Origin of the sequence: Croceicoccus sp. YJ47 (assembly GCF_016745095.1) — a bacterium.
GTDB lineage: Bacteria > Pseudomonadota > Alphaproteobacteria > Sphingomonadales > Sphingomonadaceae > Croceicoccus.
The window spans coordinates 2,826,244-2,852,166 of record NZ_CP067087.1 but is presented as its reverse complement, the minus strand read 5'-3'; the positions used below and the strand labels follow the sequence as shown (position 1 = coordinate 2,852,166).

At 64.4% G+C, this 25,923-nt stretch carries 23 protein-coding genes and 2 pseudogenes; 7 read left to right on the top strand and 18 right to left on the bottom strand.

Going from position 1 to position 25,923, the window contains the following annotated elements:
* Positions 1 to 7 precede the first annotated feature (7 nt).
* On the top strand, positions 8 to 682 hold the full coding sequence (locus JD971_RS17215) for a hypothetical protein (protein WP_371809657.1): 675 nt from the start codon (positions 8 to 10) through the stop codon (positions 680 to 682).
* A 138-nt stretch (positions 683 to 820) separates the two neighbouring features.
* Here JD971_RS17215 and JD971_RS13800 read toward each other — a convergent pair whose 3' ends face one another.
* The gene (locus JD971_RS13800; RefSeq protein WP_202084280.1) at positions 821 to 958 is read right to left on the bottom strand and encodes a hypothetical protein; all 138 of its coding nucleotides are present in this window, start codon (positions 956 to 958) and stop codon (positions 821 to 823) included.
* A gap of 99 nt (positions 959 to 1,057) precedes the next feature.
* On the opposite strand from JD971_RS13800, the gene JD971_RS13795 reads away from it, so the two are divergent.
* Entirely contained in the window at positions 1,058 to 1,681 is a 624-nt protein-coding gene (locus JD971_RS13795; protein WP_202084278.1) for a shikimate kinase, read from the top strand.
* Complete coding sequence (aroB, locus tag JD971_RS13790) at positions 1,678 to 2,802, top strand: 3-dehydroquinate synthase (RefSeq protein WP_202084276.1); 1,125 nt, start codon at positions 1,678 to 1,680, stop codon at positions 2,800 to 2,802. Before JD971_RS13795 ends, aroB begins: the two co-directional genes overlap by 4 nt.
* Here aroB and JD971_RS13785 read toward each other — a convergent pair.
* The 11 genes and pseudogenes from JD971_RS13785 to JD971_RS13735 form a co-directional block, all read right to left on the bottom strand.
* Positions 2,799 to 3,323: a DUF421 domain-containing protein gene (locus JD971_RS13785; protein ID WP_202084274.1), complete on the bottom strand. Its 525-nt coding sequence runs from the start codon at positions 3,321 to 3,323 to the stop codon at positions 2,799 to 2,801. The two genes, aroB and JD971_RS13785, sit on opposite strands and share 4 nt — an antisense overlap.
* Positions 3,324 to 3,362: 39 nt before the next feature.
* Positions 3,363 to 3,920, bottom strand: coding sequence for a DUF421 domain-containing protein (locus JD971_RS13780; RefSeq protein WP_236672106.1), 558 nt, complete (start codon positions 3,918 to 3,920; stop codon positions 3,363 to 3,365).
* A gap of 60 nt (positions 3,921 to 3,980) precedes the next feature.
* Entirely contained in the window at positions 3,981 to 4,427 is a 447-nt protein-coding gene (locus JD971_RS13775) for a DUF488 family protein (protein ID WP_202084272.1), read from the bottom strand.
* Positions 4,424 to 4,795: pseudogene (locus JD971_RS13770) on the bottom strand (tRNA-binding protein). The gene JD971_RS13775 and the pseudogene JD971_RS13770 overlap by 4 nt, the downstream one beginning before the upstream one ends.
* Positions 4,795 to 6,822, bottom strand: coding sequence for an acetyl/propionyl/methylcrotonyl-CoA carboxylase subunit alpha (locus JD971_RS13765; protein WP_202084270.1), 2,028 nt, complete (start codon positions 6,820 to 6,822; stop codon positions 4,795 to 4,797). The pseudogene JD971_RS13770 and the gene JD971_RS13765 overlap by 1 nt, the downstream one beginning before the upstream one ends.
* Entirely contained in the window at positions 6,822 to 7,172 is a 351-nt protein-coding gene (locus JD971_RS13760) for a lysozyme inhibitor LprI family protein (RefSeq protein WP_202084267.1), read from the bottom strand. The genes JD971_RS13765 and JD971_RS13760 overlap by 1 nt, the downstream gene beginning before the upstream one ends.
* The gene (gene bioB, locus JD971_RS13755) at positions 7,169 to 8,176 is read right to left on the bottom strand and encodes a biotin synthase BioB (protein WP_202084265.1); all 1,008 of its coding nucleotides are present in this window, start codon (positions 8,174 to 8,176) and stop codon (positions 7,169 to 7,171) included. The genes JD971_RS13760 and bioB overlap by 4 nt, the downstream gene beginning before the upstream one ends.
* A complete protein-coding gene (gene scpA, locus JD971_RS13750) occupies positions 8,173 to 10,422 on the bottom strand; it encodes a methylmalonyl-CoA mutase (protein ID WP_202084263.1) in 2,250 nt (749 codons plus the stop codon). The genes bioB and scpA overlap by 4 nt, the downstream gene beginning before the upstream one ends.
* 18 nt (positions 10,423 to 10,440) lie before the next feature.
* Positions 10,441 to 11,214, bottom strand: coding sequence for an enoyl-CoA hydratase-related protein (locus JD971_RS13745; protein ID WP_202084261.1), 774 nt, complete (start codon positions 11,212 to 11,214; stop codon positions 10,441 to 10,443).
* Between the two features lie 2 nt (positions 11,215 to 11,216).
* On the bottom strand, positions 11,217 to 11,654 hold the full coding sequence (gene mce, locus JD971_RS13740; RefSeq protein ID WP_202084259.1) for a methylmalonyl-CoA epimerase: 438 nt from the start codon (positions 11,652 to 11,654) through the stop codon (positions 11,217 to 11,219).
* 86 nt (positions 11,655 to 11,740) lie between these two features.
* Positions 11,741 to 13,267, bottom strand: coding sequence for an acyl-CoA carboxylase subunit beta (locus tag JD971_RS13735; protein ID WP_202084257.1), 1,527 nt, complete (start codon positions 13,265 to 13,267; stop codon positions 11,741 to 11,743).
* A 134-nt stretch (positions 13,268 to 13,401) separates the two neighbouring features.
* Here JD971_RS13735 and JD971_RS13730 point away from each other — a divergent pair, with 134 nt between their 5' ends.
* Complete coding sequence (locus tag JD971_RS13730; RefSeq protein WP_202084255.1) at positions 13,402 to 14,811, top strand: short-chain fatty acyl-CoA regulator family protein; 1,410 nt, start codon at positions 13,402 to 13,404, stop codon at positions 14,809 to 14,811.
* Between the two features lie 78 nt (positions 14,812 to 14,889).
* On the opposite strand, the gene JD971_RS13725 is transcribed toward JD971_RS13730, so the two are convergent.
* The 4 genes and pseudogenes from JD971_RS13725 to pgi form a co-directional block, all read right to left on the bottom strand.
* Complete coding sequence (locus JD971_RS13725; RefSeq protein WP_202084253.1) at positions 14,890 to 15,489, bottom strand: opacity protein; 600 nt, start codon at positions 15,487 to 15,489, stop codon at positions 14,890 to 14,892.
* Positions 15,490 to 15,749: 260 nt separating this feature from the next.
* A pseudogene (gene gor / locus JD971_RS13720) lies at positions 15,750 to 17,095 on the bottom strand (glutathione-disulfide reductase).
* 189 nt (positions 17,096 to 17,284) lie between these two features.
* Entirely contained in the window at positions 17,285 to 17,506 is a 222-nt protein-coding gene (locus tag JD971_RS13715; protein ID WP_202084251.1) for a hypothetical protein, read from the bottom strand.
* Positions 17,507 to 17,605: 99 nt separating this feature from the next.
* A complete protein-coding gene (gene pgi / locus JD971_RS13710) occupies positions 17,606 to 19,150 on the bottom strand; it encodes a glucose-6-phosphate isomerase (RefSeq protein ID WP_202084249.1) in 1,545 nt (514 codons plus the stop codon).
* A gap of 144 nt (positions 19,151 to 19,294) precedes the next feature.
* On the opposite strand from pgi, the gene lepB reads away from it, so the two are divergent.
* The 3 genes from lepB to era are packed head-to-tail and all read left to right on the top strand — an operon-like array spanning position 19,295 to position 21,748.
* On the top strand, positions 19,295 to 20,143 hold the full coding sequence (lepB, locus tag JD971_RS13705) for a signal peptidase I (RefSeq protein ID WP_202087698.1): 849 nt from the start codon (positions 19,295 to 19,297) through the stop codon (positions 20,141 to 20,143).
* Positions 20,143 to 20,817, top strand: a complete 675-nt coding sequence (gene rnc, locus JD971_RS13700; protein ID WP_202084247.1) for a ribonuclease III — start codon at positions 20,143 to 20,145, stop codon at positions 20,815 to 20,817. The genes lepB and rnc overlap by 1 nt, the downstream gene beginning before the upstream one ends.
* Positions 20,810 to 21,748 (top strand): GTPase Era, encoded by a 939-nt coding sequence (era, locus tag JD971_RS13695; protein ID WP_202084245.1) that lies wholly within the window; start codon positions 20,810 to 20,812, stop codon positions 21,746 to 21,748. Before rnc ends, era begins: the two co-directional genes overlap by 8 nt.
* Positions 21,749 to 21,751: 3 nt before the next feature.
* Here era and JD971_RS13690 read toward each other — a convergent pair whose 3' ends face one another.
* Positions 21,752 to 23,257: an MFS transporter gene (locus tag JD971_RS13690; protein WP_236672105.1), complete on the bottom strand. Its 1,506-nt coding sequence runs from the start codon at positions 23,255 to 23,257 to the stop codon at positions 21,752 to 21,754.
* A 1-nt stretch (position 23,258) separates the two neighbouring features.
* Positions 23,259 to 25,853 (bottom strand): type I DNA topoisomerase, encoded by a 2,595-nt coding sequence (gene topA, locus JD971_RS13685; RefSeq protein ID WP_202084243.1) that lies wholly within the window; start codon positions 25,851 to 25,853, stop codon positions 23,259 to 23,261.
* Between the last annotated feature and the right edge of the window lie 70 nt (positions 25,854 to 25,923).

Here is a 25,923-nt window from a genome sequence, read left to right as displayed (position 1 = left end):
CGAATAATTGGCGGTATCGACCTGCTGCACCATGGCGCGGGCGACGGTGCTTTCGCCGAGGCGCAGCAGCGCCGCGGTGCGCAGCGCGGCGAATTCCACCCCGTCCATGCCCGACGGCGTCTCCAGCCGGCTCGCCAATGCGCGGCGCAGCGCGATATGGCCCCAGCGCGATACGAGCGGCCCCTCGATCCCGTTGAGCACATTGCGCACGAACAACCCGGCCGTATTGCCGAGCGAGGACGCCGTCATCCCACGCTCCTCCGGGCCGAGCAGGCCGACCTCGTCCGTCGAACGGCGCGCGGCGGGCGGAATGTCGAAACTCGGGCGCAGGCCGAGCAATTCGTCGATCTCGTCGGTATCCGCCGAATCGAGCGTATCGAGCTCGTTGATCCGGCGCAGGATTTCGCGCGCACGTTCGATCCCGCTCGTCGGCGCGGAGGCGGACGGGGTCGCGTTCGCGGACGACGCCCCGCGCGAGCCGGAGCCGGACGATCTGGTGCTATCCGGTATGTCCTGCACCACCGGGCGCGATGTCGTGGCCGGCGCGGGCGCAGGGGTCGGGGCCGGTCGCGGTGCTGGCGCGGGCCTTGGTGCGGGCGCGGGGGACGGACGCGGCGCGGGCGCCGGTGCGGGATCGTCGAACCCCGGCGGCAGCAGCGATTCCGGCGCGCCCTGCGCCTGAAGCGCGAGAACCGGCGCACTGGCCAGCAAGAGAGCTATGAGAGCTTTGGTCTTCATCGGTGCATGCTCTTGTTCATTGTGCGCTTCGCGTCAATCGGCCCGGTCGACAGGGCGTTGGTCCCCGGTTCTGTCCGCGGCATCATTCGGTCCCGCCCTCGTCCAGTGCGACCGGCTGTTCGATCATGCGGGTTTCCTCCCGCCCCCCGTCGATCCAGGCATAGGCCACTATCGCCAGAATGAGGATGATCGCGGCCACCAGGCCCCTGCCAATGTGCATCGCGTTCGGCTCGTTCCCATTTTCGTACAATGCGGCCACGCGATCAATCGCGCCCGCACGCTTGCGCCGACGCCTAGCCCATCTATACGCGGTCCCGCAATGGATCACGCGCATGACAATTCGGACCATGATGACCATGACGGCGCGGCGGGGCCGCCGATGCCGTCCGCCGCCGCGATGGATGCCCTTATCACGCGGATCGATCGCCCCATCGTGCTGGTCGGGCTCATGGGTGTGGGCAAGTCCACCGTCGGGCGAAAGCTCGCGCAGGTGCTCGCCACCCCGTTCGTCGATGCGGACGATGCCATCACGGCGGCGGCGCAAATGCCGATCCCCGACATTTTCGACCAGTATGGCGAGGCGCATTTCCGCGATGGCGAGCGCCGGGTGATCGCGCGTCTGATCGAGGAAAACAGCGGCCGGGCCGCCGTCATCGCGACCGGCGGCGGTGCCTTCGCCGATGACGAAACGCGCAGCCTCATCCTCGATCGTGCGATTGCCGTGTGGCTCGACGCGCGGATCGAGGTGCTGGCCGAGCGGGTCGGGCGCAAGCAGACGCGCCCGCTGCTCATCGGGCGCGACCCGCACGAAGTATTGGCCGAGTTGATGGCGAAACGCGGCCCCGCCTATGCGCAGGCGCCCATCCGCATCGTCAGCGACCAGGGACCGCACGCGCATAGCGTGGCGCGCATCCTGGCGGCATTGATGGAGTATGTGACATGACGCATGAAACCGTCCGCGTGGAACTGGGCGCCGGATCGGCAAAGGACCGCAGCTATCCCGTGCTCGTCGGTGACGGGCTGATCGCGAATATGGCGGAATTGGCCGGGCCGTTGCTGCGCAAGCCGTCGGTGCCGATCGTGACCGATGCGAATGTTGCGCGCCTGTATCGCGGCGCCGTGGACGCGGCATTGCAGGCCACGGGGAAAGACGCGCGCTGGCTCGTCCTGCCGCCGGGCGAGGCGACGAAGGACTGGGCTCACCTCGCGAAGGTCAGCGATTTCTTCCTGACCGAGGGGGTCGAGCGGGGCGACCATGTCATTGCGCTGGGCGGCGGGGTCATCGGCGATCTCACCGGCTTTGCCGCCGCCATATTGAAGCGCGGATGCGGTTTCATCCAGATTCCGACGAGCCTGCTCGCCCAGGTGGACAGCAGCGTCGGCGGAAAGACCGCGATCAATACGCCTGTGGGCAAGAATCTCGTCGGGGCCTTTCACCAACCCGCGCTGGTGCTCGCCGACATCGGGGCGCTTGCCACGCTGCCGATGCGCGAATTGCGCGCAGGCTATGCCGAGGTCGTGAAATACGGGCTGATCGACGACCCGGATTTTTTTGGATGGTGCGAAACGAACGGCCCGGCCCTGCTTGCCGGCGATGCGGCTCTGCGCCGCCATGCGGTCACATGTTCCGTCGCGGCAAAGGCCCGCGTGGTCGCCGCGGACGAACGGGAATTGAGCGGGACGCGCGCCCTTCTCAATCTCGGCCATACGTTCGGCCACGCACTGGAGGCGGAAACGGGATATTCCGACCGGCTCCTGCATGGGGAGGCGGTGGCGCTGGGCATGGTGCTCGCCGCGCGCTATTCCGTGCGCAGCGGTCACATGGGCGCGGACGATGCCGACCGTATCGCCGCGCATTTCGCGGCCTGCGGGATGATGGCGGAACTGTCCGATCTCGGCCTGTCGTGCAGCGGGCGGCGGCTCGCCGATCACATGCTCCATGACAAGAAGATGGATGCGGGCACGCTGCCCTTCGTCCTGATGCGCGGGATCGGTGCGGCCTTCCTCGACCGGGCGGTCGACATCGACGACATCGCCGCCTTCATGGGCGAGCAGCTGGCCTAAAGGCTGGTTTCCTCCGGCCCCAGCACCGAGCGCAGGGCCGTGAAATCGCGCGACGGCCCCTGACATATGACGGAGAGCGAGCCGTCGGATTCGAGCACGACCGCGCTGACATTGGCGATCTTGCCTTCGCCGTGCTTGCGGATTGCCGCCTCGACCTCGCCTTGGGTGATGCGTTCGTTGCGCAGCGCCTCGTCATGGAACTTGCCATCGGACAGCAGGAGCCGGGGTTCCGAGCGCAAGGCCTTGGCAAAACGATGGCTCCGGTTCGAAAACCACGTCACCATCATCTGCAACGCGGCAAGCCCGAGCAGCGCCGCCACGCCTTCGGACAGGGAAATATCCTTCAGCAGGATCGTGCTGGCCAGGATCGACCCCAGCGCGATGGTCACCACGAAATCGAACGCGTTCAGCTTCGACAAGGAGCGTTTCCCCGCCACGCGCAGGATCACGATGATGAGCGCATAGGACGCACCCACCATCGCAAGCACTCTGAAGACCTGCGCCCAACTATCGAAAAACATTGTACATTTCCTGTATATCCTGTCGTCGGAAGCGACTCATCACGTGTCGGCACCGCTTTTACGCACGGGGTTCAGCACGCTGCGGGTATGGGCCTTGGATCGCGGGATCACGCTGAACGTGCCGTCGCTTTCGAGCACCACGGCGGCGATATCCTCCCGGTCGCCGAAGCCTTTCTTGCGGATTTCGGATTCGACCTCGTGATGGGTGATCCGTTCATCGCGCATCGCGGCTTCGCAAAACGCGCCGTTATCGAGGAGGAGCCGCGGTTCGGACCGGATCAACCGCTTGAACCAATCGGAATGGATCGACCATTTCGACACGATCCATTGCAGGCCGCACAGCATCACGAACGCCATCGCCCCTTCGGCATAGGCGACGTTTTCGGACAGTAATATGCTGGCCAGCGTGGACCCCAGCGCGACGGTAACGACGAAATCGAACACGTTCAGTTTTGCCAGCGAACGCTTGCCAACGATGCGCAGGATCACGATCAACCCGATATAGGCAAATGTCGTCATGACGATAACCCGCTCGATCCCGAACCAGTTATCGTAGAACATCTTCGCCAGGTCGGCGGCGATTTTCCCGAAATCCATAACCGACCTTACGCCCGGCCGCGCAGTCGGTTCCTCAACGCGGCGCGGCCCGGCTGCCCATTACGGCAAAAGGTCGATCGCGGCGAAATCGTCGAGCATCGCGGCGTGCAGGATCGAGCGATGGCATTTGCTGGCATCGCGGCAGAAACACAGCATGGCGGTGCGATGATGGAGCGCGAGATCGCGCAACTCCGCCCCGGCGGCCAGCGCCTCCGGCAGTTCGAGCTGCCCTTCGTAGACCCGTTCCAACGTGGCCCGGTCGCCCTTGCGCGCGGCCTCCCGCCCTTCCTTCGGCGTGCCGAGCGGCTTCATATGGCGATAGGCGATGCCCGCCTCCTGCGCCGCGCCGGCCAGCGCGGTCTTCGAAAATCCGGGCCGCCGCGACAGGGGCAAGGCCCGCACATCGACAAGCAGTTCGATCCCCGCCGCCGTCAGCGCGTCGATGAGCGCGGGGACGGTCGCCTGCTCGTACCCGATGGTCCAGATACGGCGGGCTGCTCGGCTCAAAACAGGCGCGATCCGTTCGGCACCGGCATGTCCGGCGCGAACAGGACAACCTCGCCCGCCTCATCCGCGAAACCGATGGTCAGCACCTCCGACATCAAGGGTCCGATCTGCCGCGGCGGGAAATTCACCACCGCGGCGACCTGTAGGCCGACGAGATCCTCGCGCGTGTAATTCACCGTGATCTGCGCGCTGGATTTCCGCGTGCCGATCGCCGGGCCGAAATCGATATGGAGAATGTAGGCGGGCTTGCGTGCCTCCGGAAAATCGAGTGCCTCGACCACCGTGCCGACGCGAATGTCGGATTTCAGGAAGGTCCCGAAATCCGTCGCCTAGGCCGGTGGGGCGGATGGATCGTGGTGAAGGTGCATTATTCCAGTTCGAGGATGATGGCGTCCACGGCAAGGCTCTCGCCCTCCGCCGCCTCGATGGATTTGACGGTGCCGCTCTTTTCCGCGCGCAGGATGTTTTCCATCTTCATCGCCTCCACCGTGGCGAGCGGCTGACCGGTTTCGACCTTGTCGCCTTCCCCGACATGGAGCGATACGAGCAGACCGGGCATCGGGCACACCAGATATTTGCTCATGTCCGGCGGGATCTTTTCGATCATGTGCTTCTGATGCTTGGCGACGCGGGTCGGCAACACGCGCAAGTCGTGGCTCGCCCCGCGCGCGACGAGGCGGAAGCCCGCCGGCTTCGGCTTCACCTGAACGGTCATGGTCTCGCCGCCCTCGCCGTCCTCGTCACTGTCGAAGACGGCCTGCACGCTGCGCTGTCCGGGGGCGTATTCCATGGACAGGTCGATCACCGCGTCGTCGACCATGATCCGGTCGCCGGACAATTCGACGGTCATCACCGCGTCCTCGATCCACACGCTCCATTCGCCCGGCGCGTGCAGCCGGTTGCCGAGTTGCCCGTCGATGCGGCGCGCACGGTCGGCATGGGCGGCGGCGATGAACGCCCCGATCGCGGCGAGCCGCTTGCGCAGCGTTTCGTCCGCGGGCGCGCCCTGGAAACCATCGGGATATTCCTCCGCGATGAAGCCGGTCGTCAATTCGCCCGAACGGAACCGCGGATGCTGCATGATGGCGGACAGGAAATCGATATTATGGCCCAGCCCCTCGATCTCGAACGCGTCCAGTGCGGCGATCTGGAGGTCGGCGGCCTCATCGCGCGTTTCGCCCCAGGTGACGAGCTTTGCGATCATGGGATCGTAGAACATCGAAACCTCGCCGCCCTCGGCGACGCCCTCGTCGACGCGGATGCCGTCCACGCCGCGAATGCCCCCGGTCCAGCCCGCGACAGGCGGGTCGTAGCGCACGAGGCGCCCCGTGCTCGGCAGGAAACCGCGATAGGGATCCTCGGCATAGACGCGGTTCTCGATCGCCCAGCCCTCGATCTTCACGTCGTCCTGCGTCATGTCGAGCTTTTCACCGGCGGCGACGCGGATCATCTGCTCCACGATGTCGATGCCGGTGATCGCCTCGGTCACCGGGTGTTCCACCTGAAGCCGGGTGTTCATTTCGAGGAAGTAGAAGCTCTGCCCGGTCTTGTCCGCGCCCGACACGATGAGCTCCACCGTGCCCGCGCTGTAATAGCCGACCGCGCGTGACAGGGCGACGGCCTGCTCGCCCATGGCCTTGCGCATTTCGGGCGTGACGAAGGGCGACGGTGCTTCCTCGACCACCTTCTGGTGGCGCCGCTGGATCGAGCATTCGCGCTCGTTGAGGTAGAGGATGTTGCCGTGCTTGTCGCCGAGGATCTGAATCTCGATATGGCGCGGCGATTCGATGAATTTCTCGATGAAGACGCGGTCGTCGCCGAAGGAATTGAGCCCCTCGCGCTTGGTCGCCTCGAAGCCTTCCTCGACATCCTTGTCGTTCCAGGCGAGACGCATGCCCTTGCCGCCGCCACCCGCGCTGGCCTTCATCATCACCGGGTAGCCGATCTTGTTCGCCCATTCGAGCGCCTCTGCCGTGGTGTCGATCGCGCCGCCCGAACCGGGGACGGTGTTCACCCCCGCCTTTTCCGCCAGTTTCTTGGACTCGATCTTGTCGCCCATCGCGGCAATGGCATTGACCGGCGGGCCGATGAATTCGATGCCCGCCTCGGCCAGCGCCTCGGCAAAACTGGTCCGTTCGGACAGGAAGCCATAGCCGGGATGCACCGCATCGGCGCCCGTCTGCTTGCACGCGTCGATGATCTTGTCCGCGACGAGATAGCTTTCCGCCGCCGCAGCGGGGCCGATATGCACCGCCTCGTCCGCCATTTTCACGAAGGGCGCCCGCGCATCCGCATCGGAATAGACGGCGACGGTCGCGATGCCCATCTTCTTCGCCGACTTGATCACCCGGCAGGCGATTTCGCCACGATTTGCGATCAGGATTTTCTTGAACATCAATTCGTCTCACTCATTTCGCGCAGCTGTGTCGTGCGTGTTTCGGTCAGTTCTGTCAGGCAGGAATTGTGGACCAGCGGGCGGATCGAGCCGCCGGCATATTGCGCCGCAACCGCCTCGCAATGCGCGTCGCGAAATGCGAGCCACGCCCGCTGCGCCCGCAGCAGGTCGGCGAAAAGATCGCGGTTCTTCGCCACGTCGCGGGCAATCGTCCACTGCGCATTCAATGCCGCATCCGCCGCCTGATACTCGGCATAGGAGCACGCGTTCATCTCCGCCTGCGTCATCGCGTCCCCGCAATCGGGCGCCGCAGCCGGCTGCGCCACCATGGCCAGCGCAAGGAGGATCATTCCGCCGCCTCCGCAATCCGCGGCGCAGACGCCCCGTCTGCGCCCATCGTTTCGAGCCCGAGCCGTTCGAACAGAGCATCGTCCGCATCGTCGCCCGCATTCCCGGCGGTGAGCAATTTTTCCCCGCTGAAAATCGAATTCGCGCCCGACAGGAAACACAGGGCCTGCGTGCTGTCCGACATGCTTTCGCGCCCGGCGGACAGGCGCACCATGCTGTCCGGCATGGTGAGGCGGGCGACCGCGACGGTGCGCACGAATTCGATCTCGTCGATCTTCGCCATCGGCGTATCGGCCAGCATGTCACCCAGCACCGTGCCCTTTACCGGGACCAGCGCGTTTACCGGCACGCTTTCCGGGTGCGTGTCCATCGTGGCCAGCGCATGGATGAAGCCGACGCGGTCGTCACGCGTTTCGCCCATGCCGACGATGCCGCCGCAACACACCTTGATCCCGGCGCCGCGCACGTTGCCGATCGTGTCGATGCGATCCTCGAACGTGCGGGTCGTGATGACGCGGTCGTAATATTCCGGCCCGGTGTCGATGTTGTGGTTATAGTAGTCGAGCCCTGCCTCGGCGAGCTGATCCGCCTGCTCTGCGTCCAGCATTCCCGCGGTCATGCAGGTTTCCAGCCCCATCGCCTTCACCTGCCGCACCATTTCGGTGAGCGCGGGCATGTCGCGCGGCTTGGGATTGCGGAACGCCGCCCCCATGCAGAACCGGGTCGAGCCGTGGTCCTTCGCCTGCGCCGCGGCCTGGATCACCTGCCGCACATCCATCAGCTTGGTCGCCCTCACCCCGCTTTCGGCCTTCACCGATTGGGAGCAATATCCGCAATCCTCCGGGCAACCGCCGGTCTTGATCGACAGCAGCGTCGAACGCTGCACCGTGCCGGCCCGGTGATGATCGCGATGCACGGCGGCGGCGCGAAATACGAGTTCGGTAAAAGGCAGGTCGAACAGCCCCGCAATCTCTTCGCGGGTCCAGTCGTTACGCGGCGCGCTCATTCGGCGGCATCCTTTTCTTCTTCATCGGCGGGCGGCATGTTGTGGCCCAGCAGGCGGAGCATGTCGGCGGCGCATTCCACGACATTGCTGCCCGGACCATAAATGCCCTGCACCCCGGCATCGCGCAGATATTGGTAATCCGTGGACGGAATGACGCCGCCCGCCGTGACCTTGATGTCACTGCGTCCCGCATCCTTCAACAGGCGGATGAGTTCGGGGATCAACGTCTTGTGCCCGGCCGCGAGCGAGGACGCGCCGATGATGTCGACATCCCGGTCGAGCGCCATCTCCAGCGTTTCCTGCGGCGTCTGGAACAAAGGCCCGGTGGTCACGTCGAAACCCATGTCGCCGAATGCGCTGGCGATGACATTCGCGCCGCGATCGTGGCCGTCCTGCCCCATCTTGGCGACCATGACGCGGGGCGCACGGCCCATGCGGCGTTCGACCGCCTGCACCCCCTCGACGACGGCGCGGTAACGCGTATCCTCGGCATAGGCCTTGCCATAAATGCCCTTTACCGGCGTCGGCATGGTGTCGTGACGGCCGAACACCGCCTCCATCGCGTCGGAAATTTCGCCCAGCGTGGCGCGCTCGCGCGCGGCATCCACCGCCAGCGCCAGCACGTTGCCATCGCCGCGCGCGCCGTCCTCCAACGCTTTCAACGCGGCGCGGCATTTCGCCTCGTCCCGATTGGCGCGCGTCGTTTCGAGCCTGCGGATCTGCGATTGCCGCACGGCGGTGTTGTCGATGTCGAGCGTTTCGAGATCGTCCTCCTGCGCAAGGCGATATTTGTTGACGCCGACGATGACATCCTCGCCCTTGTCCACGCGGGCCTGGCGCGATGCGGCGGCTTCCTCGATCATGCCCTTGGGCCAGCCCGCCGCGACGGCCTTGGCCATGCCGCCCTCGGCCTGGACCTTTTCGATGATCGCCCATGCCTCGTCGACGAGGTTCTTTGTGAGCGCCTCGACGTAATAGGACCCGCCGAGCGGATCGACCACGTTGGTCATGCCCGTTTCTTCCTGCAACACGATCTGCGTATTGCGGGCGATGCGGGCGGAAAAATCGGTGGGCAGTGCAATCGCTTCGTCAAGCGCATTGGTGTGCAGCGACTGCGTACCGCCCAGCATGGCAGCCATCGCCTCCACCGTGGTGCGGATGACATTGTTGTACGGGTCCTGCTCGGTCAGGGACACGCCGCTGGTCTGGCAATGGGTGCGCAGCATTTTCGAGCGTTCGGACTGCGCGCCCAGTTGCGTCATCGCCCGGTGCCACAAGGTACGCGCGGCCCGCAGTTTCGCGACCTCCATGAAGAAATTCATGCCGATCGCAAAAAAGAACGACAGCCGTCCCGCGAACCGGTCGATGTCCAGCCCGCTCTCCACCCCGTATTTCACATATTCCATGCCGTCGGCGATGGTGAAGGCAAGCTCCTGCACCTGCGTCGCGCCGGCCTCCTGCATGTGATAGCCGGAGATGGAGATCGAATTGAACTTCGGCATGTGATCCGCCGTGTAGGCGAAGATGTCGGAGATGATCCGCATGCTGGGTTCGGGCGGGTAGATATAGGTGTTGCGGACCATGAACTCCTTCAGAATGTCGTTCTGAATGGTCCCCGTCAGCTGATCCGGCGTGACGCCCTGCTCCTCCGCCGCGATGATGTAGAACGCGAGGCACGGGATCACCGCGCCGTTCATCGTCATCGACACGCTCATCTTGTCGAGCGGAATCTGATCGAAGAGGATCTTCATGTCCTCGACGCTGTCGATGGCGACGCCCGCCTTGCCGACATCGCCGACGACGCGGGGATGATCGCTGTCATAGCCGCGATGGGTCGCAAGATCGAACGCGACCGAAAGCCCCTTTTGCCCGGCGGCGAGATTGCGGCGGTAGAACGCGTTGGATTCCTCCGCCGTGGAGAAGCCCGCATATTGCCGGATCGTCCATTTACGGCCCGCATACATGCTGGCCTTCACCCCGCGGGTATAAGGCGCGAAACCGGGCAGGCCGGGATCCCAATCGGCAAGGTCATCCTTTGTATACAAAGGTTTGACGTCGATACCTTCGGGCGTTTCCCAGGTCAGGTCGCGGCCCTTCACCTCCTTCGCGGCGAGCGCCTCCCAATCGGAAACGGTCGGCGCATGGTCCTCCGCCTTGGCCGGGGCGGCGGGCTTGGCGCCGGTCGCGCCGGCATCCTCGCCGGTGTGCGTCTCGATCTTCGGATCGTTGTGATCGGATGTGCTCATGATCTGTCCTGTCGGCCCTTACCGGCCCTTGAATTCGGGTTTGCGCTTGTCGCGAAAGGCGGCGATGGCCTCGGCAAAATCCTGCGTGAAGTAGGCCGTGGTCTGATGCGCGCGCTCCGTGTCGAGGCTGGCTTCGAAATGATGGTCGAGCGCGTGGAGCACCTGTGCGCGGATCAGGCCGATCGCCTTGCTCGGCCCTTTGGCGAGCCTAGTCGCGAGCGCCTTCGCCTCGGCCAGGGCGGTGCCGTCGTCGACCACGCGCGAGACCAGCCCGGCGGCAAGCGCCGCCTCCGCGTCGATCTTCTCTCCGCTCAGCAACATGTCCATCGCCCGCGCTTTGCCGACGCTTTTCGCAAGGTGCCATGTCGTGCCCGCATCGGGAACCAGCCCGATATTGACGAATGCGAACAACAGGTAGGCAGACCGCTCGGCGATGACGATGTCCCCGCCAATGGCGAATCCCGCCCCCGCGCCCACCGCCGGGCCGTTCATCGCGACGATGAGCGGTATCGACAGATCGGCAATCGCCCGCGCGACGGGATTGTAATAAAGATCGATCTTCTCGCCCAGATCCGCAGCCCTGTCTGCACGAGCCTTGAGATCCGCGCCGGAGGAGAAGGATTGCCCCGCCCCCGTGAGCACGATGGCCCGCGCCCCCGCCTCCGCCGCGCCGGAAAGCCCCGCGGCCAGCGCGGTCAGCAATTCGGGCGTCAGCGCATTCATGCTGTCTTCGCGGTTGAGCGTGAAGATGACGACGTCACCCTCGCGTTCGGTCAGGAGTTCGTCCGCCATGGTCAATGCGCCTGCCTCGGCGTTTCCATGATCTCGGTCAGCTGGCCGAGCATGTCCTTGGGATGGAGGAAGAAGATCGGCGTGCCGTGCGCGCCTGTGCGCGTGGGGCCGAGGATACGCTTGCCCATCGCCTCGAATTCGGCGCGCGCCTCGGCAATGTCGGGCACCTCGTAACAGATGTGATGCTGCCCACCCGCCGGGTTTTTCGCCATGAAGCCGGCGACCGGCGACGTGTCGTCGAGCGGTGAGAGCAATTCGATCTGCGTGCCTTCGGTTGCGTCATGGCCGGGCGTATGAACGAAACACACGCGCACCCCCTGCTCCGGCAGGTCGAACGGTTCGGTCACTTGCCGCGCGCCCATCGTGTCGCGGTAATGCGCGATGGCCGCGTCGATGTCCGGCACGGCCACGCCGACATGGTTCATGCGTCCAAGCTTCATGAAAGCACCCCGAAAAGAATGGAAACGACCACGATGATCGCGATGAAGGTGAGACCGAATTTGGCAAGCCGGGTCATGACGCCACCTTACAACGGAATATTGTCATGTTTCTTCCACGGGTTGGCGAGTTCCTTGTTCCGCAGCTTGCGCAGGCCGAGCGCCACGCGGCGGCGGGTGGAATGCGGCATGATGACCTCATCGATGAAGCCTTTCGACGCCGCGACGAAGGGATTGGCGAAGCGATCCTCGTATTCCTTCGTCTTTTGCGCGATGCCTTCCTCGTCGAGATTGCGGAAGATGATCTCCACCGCGCCCTTCGCGCCCATCACCGCGATTTCCGCGGTCGGCCAGGCATAGTTGAGATCACCGCGCAAATGCTTGGACGCCATCACGTCATAAGCCCCGCCATACGCCTTGCGCGTGATGATCGTGATCTTGGGCACCGTCGCCTCGGCATAGGCGAAGAGCAGTTTCGCCCCGTGCTTGATGATGCCGTTATGCTCCTGCGCCGTGCCGGGGAGGAAGCCGGGCACGTCGACGAAGGTGACGATCGGAATGTTGAACGCGTCGCAGAAGCGCACGAAACGCGCCGCCTTCTTCGCCGAATTGATGTCGAGCACACCGGCCAGCACCATGGGCTGGTTCGCGACGATGCCGACGCTGCGCCCCTCGACCCGGCCAAAGCCGCAGATGATATTGCCGGCATGCTTGGGCTGCACTTCGAAGAAATCGCCCTCGTCCACCGTTTTGCGAATGACCTCGTGCATGTCGTACGGCTGGTTCGCATTGTCCGGGATGATCGTGTCGAGGCTCTCCTCGATCCGGTCCCACGGATCGTTGGTCGGCCTCTCCGGCACCTCGTCCCGGTTGGACAGGGGCAGGAAATCGAAGAAATCGCGCGCCTGCAAAAGTGCGACGATGTCGTTCTCGCAAGCGAGATCGGCGACGCTGGTCTTGGTCGTGTGCGTGCTCGCCCCGCCGAGTTCCTCCTGCGTCACGACCTCGTTCGTGACCGTCTTCACCACGTCGGGGCCGGTCACGAACATGTAGCTGCTGTCCTCGACCATGAAGATGAAGTCGGTCATCGTAAGCGAATACACCGCCCCGCCCGCGCATGGCCCCATGATGAGCGACAATTGCGGGATCACGCCCGATGCGAGCACGTTGCGCTGAAACACCTCGGCATAGCCGCCCAGCGATGCGACGCCTTCCTGAATCCGGGCGCCGCCGCTGTCGTTGAGGCCGATGACCGGCGCCCCCAGCTTCATCGCCGTGTCCATCACCTTGCAGATCTTTTCCGCGTGACGTTCGGACAGCGAGCCGCCGAACACGGTGAAATCCTGGCTGAACACGTAAACGAGGCGGCCATTGATCGTGCCGCTGCCGGTGACGACGCCGTCGCCGGGGATGTGGTTTTCGTCCATGCCGAAATCGACGCAATTGTGCTCGACATAGGTGTCGAGCTCTTCGAAGCTTCCCTCGTCGAGGAGGATCTCGAGCCGTTCGCGCGCGGTAAGCTTGCCCTTGGCGTGTTGCGCATCGATGCGTTTCTGTCCGCCACCCATGCGGGCGGCCTCGCGGCGGCGTTCGGTTTCGGCGATGTTCGCGGACATCCAGCTCTCCGTTCAAACTACAGACGTATTGTTGCGCGATGTATGGCGCAGGGCCGCCGCCGATGTCCAATGCGAATTTGCAAAATCGGTGCGGCGGGTTTTGCAAAACCGCTGCGATGCGCTACGCCGGACCCATGCCGAGACAACAGCGCATCTTTGCGGGAAAGACCCTTCGCGCCCTTCGCGACATGCGCGGTCTGCGACAGGCGGACATGGCCCGCGATCTCGGCATCTCGGTCAGCTATCTCAGCCAGATCGAGCATGATCATCGCCCGCTCACCGCCCCGCTCATCGCGGCATTGTCGCGCCGGTTCGGCGTATCTCTCGACGATTTCGGCAGCGACAGTTCCGACGCGCGGGCCGAGGCGTTGCGCCGGGCGGCCGCCGATCCGATCTTTGCCGAACCGTTCGACGATACGCAGACCTTGCGCGCGGTGCGGCAGCAACCGCATCTCGCCGAACGCTTCATTCAGCTTCACGCTGCCTATCGCGATGCCGGCGAACGGCTGCTCATGCTCGACGAGGCATTGTCCAGCGACGGCACCGCCGGTACCCGCCTCCCTTGGGAGGAGGTGCGCGACTGGTTCCACAACGCCGGCAATTACGTCGATACGCTCGACCGCGCGGCGGAAACATTGGCGCAGGACATGTCGGAGGGCGCGCCCTCGCCGCCGTTTTCGGGGCTTGCCCGTTTTGCCCGCGCGACGTTGAACATCACGCTCGCCGAAGGGGGCGGCACCGTCCTGCGCCAGTTCGAGGCGGATACGCGCGCGCTCACGCTTGACCGCGCGCAACCGCCGGAAACGCGCCGCTTTCAACTCGCGCATCAGATCGCGGCGCTCGCCCTCTCCAACGAAATTGCCGGCGTGGTCGATGCCTCCGGGCTGAGTTCCGCCGCCGCGCGGCAATTGTTGTCGGTCGGGCTGGCGAATTACACGGCGGGCGCGATCATGATGCCCTACGCCATTTTCCGCGAGGCGGCGCGCGAACAGCGCCACGACATTGACCGTCTGCGCCAGATTTTCGGCGTCAGTTTCGAACAGGCCTGCCACCGGCTCTCCACGTTGCAGCGGCCGGAGATGCGCGGCATTCCGTTCTTTTTCTGCCGCGTCGACATGGCGGGCAACATCACCAAGCGCCATTCCGCGACGCCGTTGCAATTCGCGCGATTTGGCGGGGCGTGCCCACTGTGGATCGTGCACGAGGCGGTCGCGATACCCGACCGCATCCTCACGCAGCTCGCCGAAACGCCCGACGGGGTCCGCTATGTCTCCATGGCGAAGGGGCTGGTGAAACCCTCGGGCAGCTTTGCGCGGCAGCCGCGCCGCTACGCCGTGGCGCTGGGCTGCGAGGCGGGGCACGCGGGCGAATTCATCTATGCCGACGGGCTCGACACCAATGCCCACCAGGCCGCGACGCCCATCGGCATATCGTGCCGGATCTGTCCGCGCGACAATTGCGATCAGCGCGCCTTTCCGCCCGGCGACCGGGCCATCGTCGTCGATCGTGACGAGCGCGGGGTCGTGCCCTACCGCATTGCGTGATGGGGCTCGGGCCTGAACGAAAACGGCCCGCCCCCGGGGTGGGGAGCGGGCCGCGTTTCTATCGCAGAGGGATCAGGATCAGAACTGGAACACCACCGCCGCGTTCGGGCGGAAGGATTCGAAATCCTTGAACGTGTCGACGCCTACGCGCAGACGCACGCCGCTTTCGCCGGTCACGCCGCCAAGGCCGATGTCCTTCGTGCCGACCTCGGCGCCGATGCCGTAGATCATGCCGTCGCGGTCACGGCTGCTCGGCCCGCCGTCGGTGTCGAGGAAATCGTCATCGGCATAGTTGTTCTCGCCTTCGAGCCACATGTAACCCACGCGGCCGAAGAACATGCCGGATTCGCCGACACGCACGCCAAAGCGGCCCGCGGCGCCATATTCCCAGTCAATGTCGGAAAAGCCGTAGGAGCCGAAACCTTCGGCGCCGACGAAAAACGCGCCGAGCGGGACATTCGCGCCGACCGTGCCGGTGACCACGGCGCCCTCGGTCGAATCCTCGAACGCGATCGTGCCGGGATTACCGGAGCGGTCGAAATCGTGATAGCCGCCGCCGATCGCCACATAGGGTTCGAAACCGAATGCGTCGGTGCCGTCGGGTGCTTCCTGCGCGAAGGCATGCGCCGGGAACAGCGCGGCGCCAGCGGCGAGAAGAAGTGCGGTCTTGGTATTCATAAATATGATTTCCTAGTGTTCGTTTTATCAGTTCCCCGGCCGCACAACCGGGCACTGACGCCGACGTTCCGGTTCCCTGCGGAACCGAAATTTTGTGTGTTATTTAAGCAACTTCCCGCAGGCGCACACGAATCCGTATGCGCGATGCTGCATGGCGGCAAAGATGTATGGACCCTGTATGCGGCCCTTGTGGCGCACGCTTTTTTGCGCCGCCACCACGCCCCCGGCCCGCACCGTCGCAGGCCGGGTTGCGCCAAGGTTTACTTCATCAGCACGAGTTCTTCGGCCATGGTGGGATGGATCGCGACGGTCGCATCGAAATCCGCCTTCGTCAGGCCGGCTTTCACCGCGACGGCGCGCCCTGCATGATCTCGGCCGCATCCGGGCCGATCATGTGCAGCCCGACGACGCGTTCGTTGTCGCCTTCGCAAATCATCTTGTAGAGGCCGCGCTCGTTCCGCCCCGCCACGACATTCTTCATCGGGCGGAAATCGGATTGGTAGACCTTGATCGTGCCGAGTTTGTTGCGGGCCTCCCCTTCGGTCATGCCCACGCTGGCGAGCGGGGGATGGCTGAACACCGCGCTCGGGATACAGTCGTAGCTGACCGAGGTGGGCTTGTTCCCGAACACCGTGTCGGCAAAGGCCTGCCCCTCGCGAATGGCCACCGGCGTCAATTGCACCCGGTCGGTCACGTCGCCCACGGCATAGATATGGTCGATGTTGGTCTTGGAAAAACGGTCGACCTGCACCGCGCCGCGCGCGTTGACCTCCACCCCGGCAGCCTCCAGCCCCAGCCCCTTCGTATTGGGGAGCCGGCCCGTCGCGAAGAGCACGCAATCGACGTCGATATCGTCGTGGTTCGTCATCGACACGCACAGGCTGCCATCGTCGTTCTTCTCGATCCCGCGGAAATCGGCGTTGAAGCGAAACTCGATCCCCTTCATCAACGAAATCTGAAGCAGCCGATCGCGCAGGCTTTCGTCATATCCGCGCAAAAGCTGGTCGGAGCGGTTGATGAGCGTGACCTTCGATCCGAACTGATGAAAGATGCCGGCAAATTCGTTCGCGATATAGCCCGCCCCGGCGATCAGCATGCGCTTGGGAATGGCGTCGAGATGGAACGCCTCGTTGCTGGTGATGCCCAGCTCGTGGCCGGGACATTGCGGCACGTGGGGATGTGCGCCGACCGCGATGAGGATGTGCTTTGCCGTGACCGTCCGACCCGACGAAAGCGTGATTTCATGCGGCCCGGTCAGAACCGCGCGCTCATTGATGATCTCGACGTCGTGGTTATCCAGCGTCTGACGATACAGCCCGTTGAGCCGGTCGACATCGGCGAGCACATTGTCGCGCAGCTTTTTCCAGTTAAAATGGCACTCGCCCATTTCCCAGCCGAACTGCTGTGCATCTTCCAGATCCTCGGCAAAATGCGCGCCGTAGACGAGCATTTTCTTCGGCACGCAGCCGCGGATCACACAGGTGCCGCCGACGCGAAATTCCTCCGCCACGGCGACCTTCGCGCCATGGGAGGCGGCCACGCGGCTGGCGCGCACCCCGCCCGAACCGGCACCGATGGTAAAAAGATCGTAGTCGAATTCGGACATGTTGGCTCCTGTTTGCTTGTCCGCACGATATGGCGAGGCTGGCGGCGTTTTTCCAACCCCAATCCGCGCAATGTCGTGTCGGCGTCCGGATCACGCGCACGAAAAAAGCCGGCGGATCGCGATGATCCACCGGCCTCGTTCATCATCCGGGATGGCGGGCAATGCCGCCATGCGCCGGATTATGCGAGATCAGATCTCGTCAGCAGCTTCGCCCATGGCATCGGCCTGGTCGTCCAGCTGCTCTTCCTGAGCTTCCATGCCCTGCTCTTCAGCGAGGTCGGCCTGCTCTTCAAGAACGTCTTCCTGCGATTCCAGCTTCTGCTCCTGAACTTCTTCAGCAGCATTGTCGGCGCCGCAAGCGGCGAGCGTTGCGAACGAAGCAGCGGCGAGAACGGTAACGATCTTCTTCATGGTATATCCCCTTCTGGTTGGAATGGTGCTTCAATGGCACGAACGAAATCGCATAGCAAGCGATTTGCCACTTTTTTGACACATTTGGTGTAAATCAGCTCAGCCGCTCAATCCCGCAGCGCGCAACAGGGCCTTGGTCGAGGGGTCGAAATTGCCGCCCTCCCCGCGTTCTATCTCGTTCGCGATGCGCTTGCCAAGCTCCACGCCGAACTGATCGAACGGATTGATGCCCAGCAGCGCCGCTGCACTGAACGTGCGATGTTCATGGAATGCAATAAGGGCGCCAAGCGTTCCCGGCGACACCGCATCGCACAGGATCGTCGCCGACGGACGATTGCCGGGGTAGCGGCGCGCACCATCCTCCGCATCCGCGCCGGCCATCAATGCCGCCCCTTGCGCGAAACAATTGGTGAGCAGGATCCGGTGGTGCGCCTCGTCGAGGTCGTGGCCCGCTTCCTTTGCCGCGATGAAATCGACCGGAACCTCGAACGTGCCTTGATGGAGCAGCTGAAACACCGCGTGTTGCGCGTCGGTGCCGGTCCCGCCCCAGGTGATCGGCGCACTGGGCCGCGGGAGCGGTTCGCCGTTCGCGGTCACGGATTTTCCGTTCGATTCCATCTCCAGCTGCTGCAGATAATCCGGAAACAGGTCGAGCCGCTCGTCATAGGCGAAGACGGCGCGCGTCTGACACCCGCGTACTTGCGTATAGAGAAGGTCGGCGAACGCGGCGCGCAGCGGCAGGTTCGCAGCCCCGCTTTCATTCGCGAAATGCGTGTCGATGGCCGCTGCGCCCGCCAGCATCGCGGCAAATCCGTCATAGCCGAGCGCCATCGCCACCGGGAAACCGATCGACGACCACAGCGAATAACGCCCGCCCACGCTTTCGGAAAACGGCAGTATGCGCGTTTCGTCGATGCCCCACTCCACCGCCTTTTCCGGGCTCGCGGTGAGTGCGACGACGCGTCCATGCGCATCGGCCACACCCGATTCCTCGAGCCATTGGACCGCGCTGGCCGCGTTGGTCATGGTTTCGATGGTGGTGAAGGTCTTGGACGCGACCGCGATCATGGTGTGGGCCGGGTCGCACGCCTCGAACGCGGCTTCGAGCGCGTTGCCGTCGATGTTCGACACGACATGCACGTCGATCCGCGCGCGAAACTCCGCCGTCGGCCGCGCCAGCGCATCGACCGCAAGCGCCGGACCCAGCGCAGAACCGCCAATGCCGATATGGATGAGATGGCGAATATCGCCGAGCGCGCCATCGTGGATCGCCTCCACCAGCAAGCGCATCCGGTCGTGCAGCGCCTCTGCCTCCTCCACGCTGGCGTCGGCGCCCATGCCGCGTTGCGCCGTATGTTCGGCGGCGCGCCCTTCGGTCGGATTGGCGATCCCGCCGGTCAGCATGAGCTGACGCGCCGCGTTGAAATCCATCGCATCGCAAAGCTGCTCGAACCGGGCGATGGTGTCGACGTCGAGATGCGTTTTCGACCAGTCGAAGAGAATATCGCCGCCGGGCAGAGCGAGCGTTTCCGAAAGCCGCTCGACCCGATTCGCGTCCTTGTCGAACAGGGTTTGCAAGCTGGGCCGGTCCTGCGTCGCCAGTGCGTCCCAGATTTCGGCGGCCTTGGAAGTGTCCTGCGTCATTTTCGTTCGGTGTCCTTTCCTTGCGGGTGCGGTCCTGATGGCGCCGGGGCGATACGAGCGCCCTCGCGCCGCAATTGGCTTTGCATGGCGGCGTTCCTGCCCTATGCCGCCCGCCTTGACCAGCAGCAAGCAGACGAAACCTGTATGAACGATCCGGCGACCCCCGATAAGGCCAAGGGGAAGGAAAAGAAGGAAGACAGCTTCGTCGTTTTCCTGATCAAGCTTGCGGTGATCGTGTTCGTCTTTCGCAGCTTCATCTATTCGCCGTTCAACATTCCGTCGGAATCGATGCAACCGCGCCTGCTCATCGGCGATTACCTGCTCGCGGCGAAATGGCCATATGGCTATACCCGCTATTCCCTGCCGGGGAGCATACCGCTCATTCCCGACCGCATATTGGCGAGCGATCCCGAACGCGGCGACATCGCGATCTTTCGCGGGACAAAGACCGATTTCGACCTCATCAAGCGCGTCATTGGCCTCCCCGGCGACCAGATTCAGGTGCGCGAGGGGCAATTGTTCCTCAACGGCACGGCGGTCCCGAAGGAGCGCATCGAGGATTTCGTCATTCCGGTGACGCAGAACATGATCGATGCCGCCGATCTTGCCGGGCGCCCTTCGCCCTGCCGCGACGAAAGTTTCGTCGAAACCGGCCCGGACGGTGGCGATTACTGCCGCTATCCCCGCTATCGCGAGACATTGCCGGGCGGGAAAAGCTACGAGGTGCTTGATCTCGGCATGAGCTGGCCCGACAATACGCCGGTCTTTACCGTGCCGGAGGGCCATTTCTTTGCCATGGGCGACAACCGCGACAATTCGCAGGACAGCCGCTTTCCCGCAACGCCGGAGGGCGGGCTGGGCTACATCCCGATGAACCACCTCATCGGGAAGGCGCATGTCATGATGTTCAGCACCGATGGATCCTCGCACCTCTGGAACCCGGTGAGCTGGTTCGAGGCGACCCGGTGGAGCCGCATCGGAGGCACGTTCTGATGCCTTCGCTTCCCCCCGAAACGCGGGACTGGATCGAGCGGAACACCGGCGCGAAACCCGACGATGCGCGCCTGTGGCTCGCCGCGTTCACCCATGGCAGCACCGGCGAAACGCTCGATTATCAACGGCTCGAGTTCCTGGGCGACAGGGTTCTGGGGCTGACCATCGCGCAATGGCTCTATGAACAGAACGGCGATACCGAGGGCACGCTTTCGCAGCGTCTGAACGCGCTCGTCAGCCGTCGGACCTGTGCGCATGTCGCGCGCAGCGTCGGCCTGCCCGCGCATATTCGCCTTGGCAAGCAGGCCAATGCCGATGGCGGGCGCGAGAGCGACAATATCCTCGGCGATGTGACCGAATCGGTCATCGGCGCCTGTTTCGTGGCACAAGGCTTCGACACGGCCAGCGCCATGGTCCGCCGATGGTGGCAGGAAGCGATGCACGGCCATGCCGGGCGCAGCAAGCATCCCAAATCCGCGCTTCAGGAATGGGCCGCGGGCAATCAGCGCCGCATGCCCGAATACGAACTGGTCGAACGATCCGGCCCCGACCACGCCGCACATTTCACCGTGCGGGTCACGATCCACAATGTCGGCGACGCGATCGGCAAGGGCGACAGCAAGCAGCAGGCGGAAACCAATGCCGCCGCTGCGTTTTTGGAACAACATGGCTGACACGAACGAAAATCTTCCGCCCGAACACACGCCGTCCGATGGCACGAAATGCGGGGTGGTCGCCGTGCTCGGCCCGCCTAACGCAGGCAAATCGACGCTGGTCAATCAGCTGGTCGGGCAAAAGGTCGCGATCACGAGCGCCAAGGCGCAGACGACGCGTGCGCGCCTGCTCGGTATTGCGCTTCACGGCGATACGCAGATCATCCTTGCCGATACGCCCGGCATTTTCGCGCCGCGCCGCCGGCTCGACCGCGCGATGGTCAGCGCGGCGTGGGAGGGCGCGCATGCCGCCGATGCCATCGTCCTGCTGATCGACCCGGTCAAGCAGCGGCGGCACGAGCTGATGCCGCTCATCGACAGCCTCAAGGACAGGCCCGAGCGCAAGCTGCTCGCGCTCAACAAGGTCGATGCCTCGCCGAAGGAGCCGTTGCTCGCGCTCGCGCAGGAACTCGCCGATGGCGGGCTTTTCGACGAGGTGTTCTTCATTTCCGCGCTGACCGGCGACGGCGTGCCGGAACTAAAGGCGCATCTGGCCGCGCTCATGCCCGAAGGTCCGTGGCATTACCCCGAGGATCAGGTTTCAGATGCGAGCGAACGGCTGCTGGCGGCCGAAATCACGCGCGAGCAGCTTTACCGGCAATTGCACGACGAACTGCCCTATGACAGCGCGGTGCGGCCCGAAGCCTACAAGCATCGCAAGGACGGCTCGGTCGAAATTCATCAGCAGATCGTGGTCGGGCGCGAAAGCCAGCGTCCCATCGTGCTGGGCAAGCGCGGCGCCCGGATCAAGGCCATCGGCGAGGCGGCGCGCACCGAGCTTGCGGAACTGCTCGGTCACAAGGTGCACCTTTTCCTCCATGTGAAGGTCGAGGAAGGCTGGGACGAAAATCGCGAACATTATGAGGCGATGGGCCTCGACTGGGTGAAATAAGCCTCAGGCCCCGACATCCTGTACGGTGACGGGGCCATGTTGCGATGCGACGGTGCGGGTGCGGAACATGCTGCACCCCGCGGCCAGCAGGGCCAGGACCGCCGCCACGATCAACGGCATCGGTCCAAGGCCCAGCCCCAGCGACAGGATGACGCCGACCATCGCGGCCGCCGTCGTCTGTCCGAACAGGCGCGCAGTGGACAAGAGGCCCCCCGCCGCCGCCGAGCGATCCTCCGGCGTGCTCCCGATCAGGAGGCGGGAATTGGGGGCAAAGAAAAACCCGAAGCCCAGCGCCACGATCGTCAGCCGCCAGGCGATGCCGAACCATCCCGGCTGCTCCGGCATGAAGATCATGAGCAGCAGCCCTACGATCGTCACCGCCATCCCGGCCACGCCCAGCTTCGTCGACGCGACCCGGTCCGACAGCCAGCCCGCCAGCGGTGAAATCACCAGCAGCGTCAGCGGATAGGGCAGCAGCAGCAAGCCCACCTGATCCGGCGAATATCCCATCGCCTGCTCGAACAGGAACGGGAGCGACACGATGAGCACCGCGCTGGAGCAGAAAACCGCCACCGCGGCGAGTGCGCTCAACCCGACCGACGGGATCGCCATGATGTCCACCGGCACGATCGGACGCTGACGCCCGCGTTCGCGCCGGATCAGGAAGACGCTCGACACGATGCCCGCCGCGATGATCGCCAGGCCGTAGAACAGGTCGCCCGAATGGGTCGAAACCTGCACCCCGCCGATGAGCATGGCGACCGTGGCCGCGCTCCACAATGCGCTGATGATGTCGCCGCGCACGTTGCCCTTGGGCTGAACCGGCGATTCGGGGAGCGCCCGGCCCAGCAGCAGCGACAGCACGGCAAAGGGCGCCGCCGCCACGAACACCAGCTGCCACGGGAGATCCGCCACGATGAACCCGCCCAGCGTCGGCGCGATGGCCGCTGCGGTCGCGATGACCACGGAATTGAAGCCCAGCCCGCTGCCGAGCGAGGCGCGCGGATAGATCCGGCGCAACACCGCGACCGAAACGGCGAGCGCCATGCTCGCGCCCAGTGCCTGCCCCGCGCGCAGGACGAGCAACATCGCGAAGCTGTCCACGAAATAGCACAGGGCCGAGGCGAGGCAGAAAATGACCTGCCCGATCTGATACAGGCGGCGATGCCCGATCCCGTCGCCCAGCTTCGCAAAGGGAAGCAGGCCCATGACCATGACGAGCTGATAAAGCGTGATGACGTTCGTCACCGCCGCCTCAGTCACGTTCAGTTCGCGCGCCAGCGTCGGGAGCGCGACATTGGCAATGCTCCCGTCGATGACCAGCACCGCGACGCCGAAACTGACCGCCGCGATCGCGACGAGCCGGCGCGGCATGGGCAGGCCGTCCCACCGATCGGACGAGCTTTCGCCGCCACCGGTCGTATCGGTGGCGGAAATGGTTCGCGATTGCAGCATGCGGTTCAAACGGCGCCGCCCCGGCCCGGTTCCCTCGTCCGGACCGGGGCGCACATCATGCGTCCTCGCCGCTCTTGGCTGCCGCGGCCTTCTTCTTGGCTGGCGCCTTCCTGGTCGCGGTCTTTTTCGCGGCGGCTTTCTTTGCGGCGGGCTTCTTGGCCGCCGCCTTCTTTGCCGGGGCCTTCTTCTTCTTGGCCGGGGCCTTCGCCGCGCGCTCGTCGATCAACCGGATCGCGTCCTCCTCGGTCACGTCCTCCGGCTTCATGTCGCGCGGGATGGTGGCGTTGGTCGTGCCGTCGGTGACATAGGGACCATATCGGCCGGGCAGGACTTTCATCTCGCCGCCGCTGGTCGGATGCGCCTTGAAGGTCTTGATCGGCTCGGCCTTGGCCCGGCCGCGACCGCCCTTGTTCGCCGCCGCTTCGGCCAGGAGCGTGACCGCCGCATTCATGCCGGTGTCGAACACATCCGCCGTTGCCGAAAGCTTCGCATACTTGCCCTGATGGACGAGGTATGGCCCGTAACGCCCTATGCTCGCACGGATTTCCTCGCCCGTTTCGGGATGGATGCCGACAAGCCGCGGCAGGCTGAGCAATTTGACCGCCATGTCGAAATCGAGCTCACCAATATCCTTGGGGATGGAAGAGCGGCTCGCCTCCTTGCCCTCGCCCATCTGCACATAGGGACCGAAGCGCCCCGTCTTGCGCACGACGTCCTCGCCCGTTTCGGGGTGCTGGCCCAGCACGCCATCCTCGGCCGCCTCGTCGCCATCGGCATTGGGCTGCCCAAACCGCCGCGTGAATTTGCATTCCGGATAGTTGGAGCAGGCGACGAACGCGCCAAAGCGCCCGCCGCGCAGCGCAAGCCGCCCGTCGCCGCATTGCGGGCAGGCCCGCGGATCGCTCCCGTCATCCTTGGGCGGAAAGAGATAATCGGAGAGGAAAATATCCAGCTCTGCGGTGATTTCACTCGGCTGCTGCTCCATCACCTCGTCGGACTTGGGCTTGAAATCGCGCCAGAACGCTTCGAGCACGGCCTTCCACGCGGCGCGCCCGCCGGACACGTCGTCGAGTTCGTCCTCCATCCCCGCGGTGAAGTCATAGGCGACGTAGCGGGTAAAGAACCGTTCCAGAAACGACGTCAGGAGCCGGCCCGAATCCTCTGCGAAGAAACGATTTTTCTCGGTCCGGACGTAATTGCGATCCTTCAGCACCTGCAATGTCGCGGCATAGGTCGACGGGCGCCCGATGCCCAATTCCTCGAGCCTTTTGACCAGGCTGGCTTCGGAATAGCGCGGCGGCGGCTGCGTGAAGTGCTGGGTGGCTTCGACGCCCTTCTTCGCCGGCTTGTCGCCGGATTTCATCGCGGGCAGCAGGCCCGATTCGTCGTCCTCCGACTTTACGTCGAGACTTTCTTCGTAAACGGCGAGGAAGCCCGGGAATTTCACCACCTGCCCCGTCGCGCGCAGCTCCGAATTGCCGGTCCCGTCGCGCAGGGTCACGGTCGTGCGTTCGAGGGACGCCGACGCCATCTGGCTCGCCATCGCGCGCTTGAAAATCAGGTCGTACAGCTTGCCCGCATCGCCCTGCCCCGCCCGATCCTTCGTGAAATCGGTAGGCCGGATCGCTTCGTGGGCCTCCTGCGCGTTCTTTGCCTTGGTCTGATAATGCCGAGGGGTTTCAGGGAGATAATGGCCGTCGTAACGATCGCTTATCGCCTTGCGCGCGGCGGAAATGGCGCTGTGATCCATTTGCACGCCATCGGTCCGCATATAGGTGATGGCGCCCTGTTCATACAGACCCTGCGCGAGCCGCATGGTGTGGCTGGCGGAATAGCCGAGCTTGCGCGCGGCTTCCTGTTGCAGGGTCGAGGTCGTGAACGGCGGCGCGGGGTGGCGCTTCTGCGGCTTGGTCTCGACTTCTTCGACGGTGAAGTTGCCAGCCTCGACCGCGGCCTTCGCGCGCATGGCGCTGCCCTCGTCGCCGAGGGTGAGCTTATCGAGTTTCTTGCCTTCAAATCGGACGAGGCGCGCGTCGAACGGCGTTCCGCCCCTCTCCATCCTGGCCAAAATCTGCCAGTATTCGTCGGGCCGGAACGCCTCGATCTCGCGCTCGCGCTCCACGATGAGGCGCAGGGCGACCGACTGCACGCGCCCGGCCGATTTCGCGCCCGGAAGCTTGCGCCACAACACGGGCGAAAGCGTGAAACCGAACAGGTAATCCAATGCGCGGCGGGCGAGATAGGCGTCGATCAGATCGCTGTCGAGATCGCGCGGCGCCTTCATCGCGTCGGTCACCGCCTGCTTCGTGATCGCGTTGAAGGTTACGCGCTCGACTTCCTTCGGCAATGCCTTACGTTTGGCGAGTAACTCCCTGACATGCCAGGAAATTGCCTCCCCCTCGCGGTCAGGGTCGGTGGCGAGGATGAGGCGGTCGGCCTGCTTGGCAAGATCGGTGATCGCCCGGATCTGCTTCTGCTTGTCGCCGTAAAGCTCCCAGTCCATGGCAAAACCTTCGTCGGGTTTTACCGAACCGTCCTTGGGCGGGAGGTCGCGGACATGGCCGTAGCTGGCGAGGACCTTGTAATCCTTGCCGAGGTATTTCTCGATGGTTTTTGCCTTTGCGGGCGATTCGACGATGACGAGTTGCATGCAATTTCCTGTTGCGGGGCGCCGGTACGGACAAGCCCCTTACGTGTATGCGCACGAAAATGGGGAGGCT